Raw genomic sequence first — 10,519 nt, forward strand, 5'->3', positions numbered from 1 at the left:
TAAATTAAGGTGACACTCTTGAGAAAACCTTCTGCCTCCTGCCTCCTGCCTCCTGCCTTCCTTCCGCCAAAGTCTAACTATTCAACCGGACATGACATGATAAGCGATCGCCATCATATTTACTAGGTTAGCTCAGGTGGAACTATATCTGAAAAAATGAAATTTTCTGGGTTATTCAATTCCGCAGGACTAACATCTTGCACTAACAAGAAAGAACGAGCGCGAGCGTTACCAGCAGTACCATCAGGATCGATAGTCACGACAGTAGTATTTCCACGACGAGAACGGAAACCAACGTAACCATCAGCAATGGGATCTACTCCAACAAAACTAACACCATCAAATACTGCAGCTAAGTCAATTTTATCACTACCTACTTCAAAGTCAGTAATGATATCTCTTGCATCTACGATGCTAGTGTACACAAATGTATCGTCGCCACCACCACCAGTGAGAATATCTCGATTTCGGAAACCAGTAATAGTATCATCGCCATCGGTTCCTATCAAATTATCTCGACGTCGAGTACCTTCAATTACTTCTCCAGGCGTGGAGCTTTCCAAATTCAAACCAACTATGATGGGATCGTGGTCGGAATTGCGGAACGGTGTTTGACCGTCAAACAGACTCGCATCGCGTCCAAAATCAAGGTTATAATCAAGAGCATCAGGTTCGTCAGCATTAACGCGCCATTCTGTAGTACCTTTTACCTGAGATAACAGTGACTCATTCGCTAAAGCATAATCAAGATAGCCAAATTGACCATCAAATACGAAAGAGTAAGCGTCACTGCCAACAAATTCCTCAATTAGGTCTGTGTAACCTTCTGTTTCCAGGGATGTAATTGGGTCTTCCTGAGCGTAGGCATTGAGGTCGCCGACAATCAAAAAGTCACTATCTCCACTACCAGTAGGGTCAGTATTTAACCAAGCACTTAGAGCTTCAGAAGCTCTTAAACGAGTACCATTGAAGTTTCCTTGACCGTCACCCGCATCTGCATCGTCACCAGTTCCAGTACCGCCTTTAGACTTAAAGTGGTTAACAGATACAGTCAAGCGTTCCCCTGTAGCTAGTTCTTCAAAAGTGACAGCAAGAGGAGCGCGGTTAGTATTCTCTCCATCAAATACTGTGCCTCCTAAACCAAGAGCAGGCAAATCCGAATCTGTGAGAACTTCCACTGTTGTTCCGGGAGCAACTTGAACGCTGTCGGTTTTGTAAATTGCACCAACAGAAATTGCATCGCCTGTATCCACAAAAGGAACCCCTGGATCGACGTAAGCATAAGTCCCTGCACCGACTCGATCATTAAGTTCATCAACCAATATCTCAATGGCAAACTGACTGTCACCATTTTGGTCTGAACCAAATTCGTTCTCTAACTCAACTAAACCAACAATATCCGCGTCAATATCTTCCAGAGTTGTTACTAACTTCTCAACTTGACGGTCAAACTCATCTTGGTTATCAGCACCACGAGGGGAAAGACTGTTGGGACCGCTACCAGGATTACCAGTTTCGTCTAGAGTAGTAAAGAAATTGAGAACGTTGATGCTAGCAACTTTCAAATCTCCACCAACGTCTTCCGGTGCTTCTGGACGAGGATTAGTTGCTTGGAAATCTATAGGGTTAACAGGTTGAATTCGGTAGTCCCCAAAGCCAAAGCTGAGAACACCGGAGAGATTATCAACAGTATCGCCACCCCGCAGAGTATTGGTAGAACTGAGAGGGTTGCCACCACGGCCATGAATAATTGTATCGGGGTTTTGAACTGTTTGACCATCATCAAGAACAATGCGTCGGGTAGCGATCGCTTCTTGATAAGCTGCAAAACCTGCAACATCTGGAGCATTAAAGTCAGTAAATTGATCCAGACGACCATCGGTTCCTGGTTCGTTACTTGCTCCATCAGAAGATAGGACGATTTCACCGAAGCGGTCTAAGTTGAAATATTCTGTGACAAATAGGGTATCGGGAATTGTTATTCCCATTCCCTCAAAAGCTTCTAGATCATCAACGGTAGTAACAGGGAAGTTGACAGTAGCAGGAGTTGGTAAAGTATCTGTTCCTTGAATGGAAACAGTGACATTAGTGAGTTCTGTCAATTCATTAAACTCAGTAACTGTTCCTGTTACCTGAACAACATCTCCGATATTCACGTCTACCGCAGGAGAGTTGTCATCAAAGATAAAAAGACCTTCAGAGGTTAAAGGATCTGCATCTGCATCAGCGTCTTCTTCTTGAACAAAGAAACCATTCAAATCTCCGTTTGTTCCGCTAGCACCATCCTGGTAGTCTCCCACAACAACTGCTTCAATAGTTACTGTTTGACCTTCTAGTGGACTGGATGCACTACTACCTTGAATTTCGTGAATTTTAGTGAATGCAACACTGTCATCGTTCTGAATTGTGCCATCGACAGTTGCTGTCGTAATTGTTGCGCCACTGGAAGGGTTAGATAGGGTAACAGTGAAGCTTTCGTCTAGTTCTGAGTCAGTGTCACCATAGACATTAACTGTTACGTCTTTGCTGGTTTCATTGGTCGCAAAGCTGACTGTACCAGAAGGTAATGTTCCCCCAAAGTCAGTCGCATCAGCTTCGGTGCTAGTCATAGCAAAGTCTACAGAAGTAGCACCTGTGGTGTCACCAGAACGAGTTACAGTAAAGGTGAAAGGTGTAGTTCCTGCATCTCCTTCAGCTTTGTCTGCGTCAGTGGCAGCAATATTAAGGGTTGTTCCACCGCTACTGCCAACACTAGGGTTGATAGTTCCAAAGGTATCAGTACCAATAGTGGGGTCAGTATCAAAGATAGCTGGAGTTACGTCAGTTCCATTAACATCAAAAACTTGACCGTCATCTGGATCGTTGATAGCATAAAAGTCTCCTACACTCCCATCCCGGAATATGAGTCTGGGTTCATCACCCGTATAGGTAAAGTCTATTCCACCAAGGTCTGTACCATAAAGGAAGGCTTCATCACCTGTTGTATCAGGTACGCCAATAGCATCAAATACTGTACCAAAAGTTGATAGATCATCTGCTACTCCATCATCGTTAGTGTCAATGTCTGTAGAGGTACTTCCTGTAAACTCAGACAAAAGTGCTATTGTAAATGAAGGGTTTTCCAAATCAGGAATATCGACACTCAACAAACCATTGGCATCGAAAGTTCCTGAAACTGATGCCACACGATCTACGGTTCCCATAGTGCTAGTATTGTCACTCTCAATACTAACAATTACGCCATCAAAGGAATCTCCTGGTGTTCCACTGAGTTCAAAGGTTGTCTGAGCAGGATCAGTACCTATGGGGTTAGGTTGGAATTCACTGATTAAAGGGGTTGTTCCTCCATCACCAGCACTTACGTTGAAAGGGTTTGTTGGCATAGTCTGTCTAGGACTATTGCTGCCAGACCAATTAGAATTATCGCTAATGGCAGCTAATAATTCTGCTTGTGTTCCAGAAGTAATACCTGTATAAATGGCATTGTCAATTTCGTCTAAAGCTACTGCTGTTTCGCCATTAACTAAACCTGTTGGTAGGGCGGAAGTATTAGAACTGGTGGAGTCAGACTGCCATCTTCCGGGGTTGTCTTGACTATTTAGGGCATAAATAAAGGTGGGGTTGCTACTATCTCCTTGATAAGCAATAATTTGGTCGCCACTTGCTGAAAATAAAATACTACTGACAGTAGGATTAATTATTGTTCCGGCAGCAATATCTGTGGGTGCTGTCCAAGTAAAAGTACCTTCAGTAGCTCTGAAAGTACCAGCAGCTTGCCAACCGTTATCGGTAAAATTAATTTCTGTGCCTGCACCTATATCTACTAATGGTGTAAAGGCAAATTCGTCTGGGTTATCAAAGTTAAAGCCAATAATGGCTATATCTCCTGCTGATAGAGTTGTTGCAGCCATTTCTATTTCCTAATTAATTTGGCGATAGGTTAATGTATTTGACTTATTAGTATTGGTTTGATAATTCTTTGTGATTTATTCTCAGTATGTGAGTTATACCAATTTGATAAATGTTTGCTACAAATAACTAGGGTATTTATTAGAATCCATAATTCTGAATTCATAATTCAGAATGGATAGATTTAATACCATTTTTGATGTTTTAAATTATCTTTTTCGTCAAATAGACTTTATTTGAAAGTTTATTTATGACTCTTGTTATTCGTAACATTATTTTTAGAAATTGGTATTATATTATATCAAATCCGCTTAATTGGACATAAAAAAAATATCCAATTGTCATAACTACGCTCATCTTGTTTTATCTTTCTTCTCCTGAATTCTGAATTCTGAATTCTGAATTCTAAAGACTTAACCATTCTATGACTGTTTAACCGGATTTGATATTACACACAAAATCAAGATATTATCGGCGAGCTGATGCTCAACTTCTTGGTAATTTTTAAGTTACTTAATTAATCTAAACAAATGTCATCCAATATTGGGTTAAGTCTAAGTTAACAACTCGATATCTTTGTAGAAACTTTATATTACCTATCAGTTTTGTAAAGATTATGTGAAATCAATCAATTTTTAACCACAGAGATTTAATTCCACATTCCGCAATTCAAGTTGTAACATGAAAATTGGTATAAAATCGGTAACTTGCTTCAGTATTTATACTATATATTATCTTCATTTTACTTCTTAACTTCTTAACTTTTGACTTTTGACTTTTGACTTTTGACTTATTCTTCTGACTCCTAATTGACCACTATAATTTTCTTCTTACTTTTGACTTTTGACTTTTGACTTATTCTCCTGACTTCTAATTGACCACTATAATTTTCGGCGTTGCTGATTCTGGGTATGATTTGATAATTTTATATTTTTGATTTTGTATTTTGGATGGTTTGAACTACTTGTTAATATTAACTGTTCCCAGTTAAGTGTTCCCTATTCCCTATAAACCTACTTTCATACCTTAATTCAGCAATGCCTAATTTTCTTCTTGCTTCTTACTTTTGACTTTTGACTTTTGACTTATCTGACTCCTTCCGTTTACCAAAAGGCTTTTTCAGCAAATCTTAAGGATATGAAACTTTGGGAAACTGCATAATTGGTTAGTTGTACGGATATATAAGTAGGTAGGCAGTCTTAAGGGTGAATTCTATGAAGGAAATAGTTAGATATTCTCTACTGTGGGGAGCTACGGCCCTATGGGAAAGTGGCAACCATCAAATTATATTTGTTAATACCTTATTTAACCATTTGGCAACATTGAGCGATCGCTATAGTTTTGTCCCGCTCTGGAAACCACCATTTATCAGGAAAGGCAGAGGGCAATTAATAATTAATAATTAATAATTAATAATTAATAATTAATAATTAATAATTAATAATTAATAATTCGCGCCTTGAAGCCTCCCCTTTTAAGGGGAAAAAAGCGGTCGTTTTGCTACGCAACATGAAAAGCGGAGCTTCCCGAAGGGTGGGATGGCGAACTCTCGGAGCCATATCCACGAGACCAAGAGAAGAAATAATATTTCCTTATGTTCAATAATTTTCTTCTTAACTTCTTATTTCTTACTTTTGACTTTTGAGTTATACAGGACTTACGCAAAGGCACTATATATAGAGTCTTGCTCAGTTACGCTAGCCCTAACACACCCTACCAATAGCGTTGATGCGTAAGTCCTGTTATATTTTTGTTATTTTTGACTTTTGACTTTTGACTTTTGACTTTTGACTTTTGATATTTTTGCCCAATACAGATACATTAATAAGGAAATAGAAATGGTTCCAACTACATTATCAGCAGGTTTGTTCAATATTACTGCCACAGACTTAGCAGGGGAAACGGCAACTGATACTGTTTCTGTTGATTTGAGTAATGGAGTCAGCATCACCGCCACAGGAACTCCCGCAGAAGCAGGAGCAACTCCAGGAACTTTCACCATTCACAGAGGTACTGAAACCAGCGGTGAGATTACAGTATTTTTTACCATCTCCGGCACTGCCACCCAAAATATTGATTACGACATTAAAGGAGTTCATACCCTAGACAACACAGCTACCACAGTAACTTTTGATGGAGAAAAAGGTAGCGTAGTTATTCCCAACGATCAAACCAGTGTTGACATACAAATAGTTCCCAGGGATGATACCATTGTCGATGCTGCAGAAACAGTCACTATTACCCTCACCGAAGAACCTACCAACGCACCAGAACAATATACTGTAACAACTATTGCCGGAAATGAAACAGCAACCCTAACTATTACAGATAATTCCCCAAACTCTAAAGTAATAGGAGCAAAAGAGAAGATTATTTCTACCAATGCAGATGCTGCTACTTCAGTATTTGCAGCAGATATAGATTCTGATGGAGATGTTGATGTTTTAAGTGCATCTGCGGGCGATGGCAAAATTGCTGCCTACCTCAATAATGGCAGTAATAACTTCACAGAACAGGTGATTTCTACTAATGCAGATGGAGCTATTTCTGTATTTGCAGCAGATATAGACTCTGATGGAGATGTTGATATTTTAAGTTCATCTGTTGGTGATAGCAAAATTTCTGCCTACCTCAATAATGGCAATAATAACTTCACAGAACAAGTGATTTCCAATACTGCTCATGGTACCTTCTCAGTATTTGCCGTTGATATAGACAATGATGGGGATATAGATATTTTAGATAGTTCAGTTAATAATAATGGGAGTATAAATATTGTAGGTAATCCAATATCGGCTATTCTTGGAGTGCTAGTAGGCGGTAATGAGGGTGATGTCCGTCTTTATGTCAACGATGGCAACAATAATTTTACCGAACAGGGAATATCCCCTGAACCAACAACTTCTCTCTCAGTATTTCCTGTGGATATTGATAACGATGGCGATATAGATGTTTTAAGGACATCACCTTACAATCCACTTCTTAATATATTCTCGCCCTCACTATCTACTGACGAAATAGTAACCGTTCTCTTAAATAACGGCAACAATAATTTTACCGAACAAGTCATCTCTACCTCTTCTATCTCTATTGTTGATGTTCAAGCCCCTTTATCAGTATTTGCTGTAGATATTGATCTTGATGGAGATATGGATGTTTTAAGTGCATCTGCTGCTTTTAATGATGATAAAATTTCCCTTCACCTTAACAATGGTAGTAATAACTTTACTGAACAAGTCATCTCTACTAATATTGATGATCCAAGATCAGTATTTGCAGCAGATATAGACTCTGATGGAGATGTGGATATTTTAAGTGCATCATTTGGTGATAACAAAATAGCAGCTTACCTTAACAATGGCAGTAATAATTTTACAGAACAAGTGATTTCTACTAATGCTGGTGACGCATTTTCTGTATTTGCCGTTGATATTGACTCTGATGGAGATGTGGATATTTTAAGTGCATTATTTGAGGATAATAAGATCGTCCTCTACGAAACAATATCTGCCCCAGTTTTAAGTAATCTAAACTCTGCTGCATTCAAAAAAAATGCCGTTAATATAGCAGCAGAAATAATAGATAGTGATGTCTTGCTCACTACTGATAGCGATAACTTCAATGGTGGTAACATTACTATTAATTATACAGTTGGCAATACTACTGAAGATCAACTCACAATTACAAATATTGGTACAGGAACAGGTGAAATAGGATTCGATGGCACGAATATTACTTATGAAGGCAGCACCATAGGTAGCATAGATGGAACTAACAATGGTGTCAATGGTTCCGAGCTAATAATCAATTTTACCACTACTGATGCTACTGTTGCAGCAGTCGAAGCTTTAATAGAAACCATCAGTTACCAAAATACCTCCGATAACCCTACCGCCAGTCGGACTATATCAATAAAAGTCAACGATGGCATCCTAGAAAGCAACCCTCAAACAGCAGAAATAATAGTTACGGCTGAAAATGATGCCCCAGTATTAGACAATACTTTAGATGCTACGGGTGCAACTGCCGACATAGAATTCACAGTAGAGGAAGACACTACTCCCACTGGAATAGTAGGCAACCTAGTCAGCGAAATAGTTGCCCTAACGACAGGCAACGTCACCGACTCCGATACCGATGCAGTTATAGGTATTGCTATTACCACAATAGACGAAACCAATGGTACTTGGCATTACAGCACAGATGAAGGCACAAATTGGATAGAAGTAGGAGCGGTTTCCGACACCAGTGCTTTGTTATTAGGAGCAGATGATAACACCAGACTATTATTGGCACCAAATGAAAACTATAACGGTAGTATAGTTGATGCCATAACATTCCGAGCTTGGGACCAAACATTAGGCACGGCGGGAGGCAAAGTAGATGTCAGTAGCAACGGTAATGAAACAGCATTTAGTAGCGATACCGATACAGCTAATATAACAGTCACTCCAGTCAACGATCCTCCTACTATTACTAGCAATGATACAGCAACAGTAGTCGAAAACACTACTATGGTAACTACTGTAACCGCCGAAGATGTTGATGAGGATACAATAACTTATTCTATTATGGGAGGAGAAGATTCTGGCTTATTTGAAATAGACGAAAATAGCGGAGAAATAACATTCAATACAGTTCCTGACTTCGAGTTACCAACAGATGAAAATGAAGACAATGTTTATGAATTAGAAGTAACGGCATCAGACAGCAATGGTGGAACTGATATCCAAACTATTGCCGTTACTGTAGCAGACGAAAACGAAGGCACACCAGGAATAACTGTTTCTCCCACAAATATTAGTACAAGCGAAAATGAGACAACAGCAAGCTTTGAGATAGTATTAAACAGTCAACCTACTGATGATGTAGTAGTAGCAGTTGCTTCAAATGATACAACAGAAGGCACAGTAGATATTAGTAACGTTACATTTACTCCGGGAAATTGGGATATTCCGCAAACATTAACAGTTACAGGAGTAGATGATACAGAAGTAGATGGGGATGTCAACTTTATATTAGAGACAACTGCAACAAGCAGCGATGTTGAGTATGATGGTATTGCCGTTGCTGATGTTACTGTTACTAACGTTGATAACGATACTGAACCGGAACCAACTCCAGACCTAATTTCAGAGCTAATTTCAGACCTAATTTCAGAGCTAATTTCAGAGCCTACTCCGGAACCAATTCCGGAACCAATTCCAGAGGCTACTTCGGAAGCAACGCCAGAACCTACTCCGGAACCAACTCCGGAACCAATTCCAGAGCCAACTCCCGAATCAACGCCAGAACCTACTCCCGAATCAACGCCAGAGGAAATTCCAGAGCCAATTCTACAGCTAATTTCAGACCTAATTTCAGAGCCAATTCCAGAACCAACTCCGGAATCAACTCCGGAAGCAACGCCAGAACCTACTCCGGAACCAACGCCAGAACCTACTCCGGAACTAACTCCCGAATCAACTCCGGAATCAACTCCGGAATCAACTCCCGAATCAAAGCCAGATACAACTCCAGAACCAATTCCGGAACCAACGCCAGAACCAACTCCGGAATCAACTCCAGAACCAATTCCGGAGCCTACTCCAGAGGCAACTCCAGAGGCAACTCTGGAACCAACGCCAGAGCCTACTCTAGAATCAACTCCGGAAGCAACACCAGAATCAACACTAGAACCAACACCAGAGCCTACTCCAGAATCAACTCCGGAATCAACACCAGAGGCAACTCCAGAATCAACACCAGAGGCAACTCCAGAATCAACACCAGAGCCTACTCTAGAATCAACTCCGGAATCAACACCAGAGCCTACTCTAGAATCAACTCCGGAATCAACACCAGAGCCTACTCCAGAACCAACTCCAGAGCCTACTTCGGAACCAAATCCAGAGCCTATTCCAGAACCAAATCCAGAACCTACTCCGGAATCAACTCTGGAACCAACACCTGAGCCAAATCCAGAACCTACTCCGGAGCCTACTCCAGAGCCAAATCCAGAGCCTACTCCAGAGCCTACTCCAGAGCCTACTCCAGAGCCAAATCCAGAACCAACACCAGAGCCTACTCCAGAGCCAAATCCAGAACCAACACCAGAACCAACACCAGAACCAACACCAGAACCAGCACCAGAGCCAAATCCAGAACCAACACCAGAACCAGCACCAGAGCCAACGCCAGAACCAACACCAGAACCAACTCCAGATCAAATTCCAGAACCAACTCCAGATCAAATTCCAGAACCAACTCCAGATCAAATTCCAGAACCAACACCAGATCAAATTCCAGAACCAACTCCAGATCAAATTCCAGATCAAATTCCAGAACAAACTCCAGAACAAACTCCAGAACAAACTCCAGAACAAACTCCAGCACCAGAACCAACGCCAGAGCCTACTCCAGAGCCTACTCCAGAACCAACGCCAGAACCAACGCCAGAGCCTACTCCAGAGCCTACTCCAGAGCCTACTCCAGAGCCTACTCCAGAGCCTACTCCAGAACCAACGCCAGAACCAACGCCAGAGCCTACTCCAGAGCCTACTCCGGAACCAGCTTCCGGACCCGCACCATCACCTGCACCACCACCAGAACCTCCTCCACAACCAACCAC

At 41.0% G+C, this 10,519-nt stretch carries 3 protein-coding genes; 2 read left to right on the plus strand and 1 reads right to left on the minus strand.

What is annotated here, in order from left to right; translation table 11 throughout:
* Positions 1 to 122 precede the first annotated feature (122 nt).
* Entirely contained in the window at positions 123 to 3,911 is a 3,789-nt protein-coding gene (locus F6K54_RS31340; RefSeq protein WP_293086654.1) for an ExeM/NucH family extracellular endonuclease, read from the minus strand.
* A 1,212-nt stretch (positions 3,912 to 5,123) separates the two neighbouring features.
* Here F6K54_RS31340 and F6K54_RS31345 point away from each other — a divergent pair.
* On the plus strand, positions 5,124 to 5,315 hold the full coding sequence (locus F6K54_RS31345) for a DUF4915 domain-containing protein (protein WP_293086657.1): 192 nt from the start codon (positions 5,124 to 5,126) through the stop codon (positions 5,313 to 5,315).
* 432 nt (positions 5,316 to 5,747) lie between these two features.
* On the plus strand, positions 5,748 to 10,519 hold a 4,772-nt coding region (locus F6K54_RS31350), incomplete at its 3' end, for an FG-GAP-like repeat-containing protein (RefSeq protein WP_293086660.1).

Origin of the sequence: Okeania sp. SIO3B5 (assembly GCF_010692555.1) — a bacterium.
Taxonomy (GTDB): Bacteria; Cyanobacteriota; Cyanobacteriia; order Cyanobacteriales; family Microcoleaceae; genus Okeania.

Excerpts from the sequence above, each read along its gene's own strand:
- F6K54_RS31340 (WP_293086654.1), bottom strand. The coding sequence starts at position 3,911 with ATGGCTGCAACAACTCTATCAGCAGGAGATATAGCCATTATTGGCTTT.
- F6K54_RS31345 (WP_293086657.1), top strand. The coding sequence starts at position 5,124 with ATGAAGGAAATAGTTAGATATTCTCTACTGTGGGGAGCTACGGCCCTA.